This is a genomic window from Polaromonas sp. P1_G1, from assembly GCF_056405595.1.
In genome coordinates, this window is sequence record NZ_JBFUBU010000139.1 from 1 (window position 1) to 548 (window position 548).

Here is a 548-nt window from a genome sequence, read left to right on the forward strand (position 1 = left end):
AGCCTGAGGTCGAATTTGTGTCGGCATGTAACTTGCGTGCTATGTTGGCCATAAGGTATGACATGGAAAACAAATGGCCGTCTTCGTTGGCGCTCTCCTGGACATAGCCCCAAAGTTGGGCATCTCTATCCCCCTGCGGGCCAAGCTGCGCACGGATACAGACCACGCGTCTGCCATGGAAGCTGCTGCCGGGTTCGGGCTATGGTGGTATGACGCGCACAGCGGGCAGATTCTGCTGTCCACCCATGCAGCCAAACTGCTCGATGTGCAGGGCCGTCATCACAAAAACTTGGACGAGACCCTGATCCACGTGGTGCCCGATGATGCGGCCCGGCTGGTCGCGCTGCTGTCAGATACGGCGGTGCCTTGCACRGAGGGTGTCGAGGTGCGTGTGCTGAGTGTGGCCGACGGCATGCGCTGGCTGCGCATCTCTACGCTGCCCCATGACCCGCAGCATCCACAACTGCTCAATGGGATGTTGCAGGACATCAGCCAGGTCAAACATGCGGCGGTGCGCGAGCGGCTGGGTTTTGAGCTGACCGAATACC

The 548-nt window shown here is 60.0% G+C and carries 1 pseudogene; it reads left to right on the top strand.

The annotated features are described in order from the left end of the window. Positions 1 to 175: 175 nt before the first annotated feature. A pseudogene (locus AC1D1Y_RS26130) lies at positions 176 to 548 on the top strand (bifunctional diguanylate cyclase/phosphodiesterase); the annotation flags it as partial.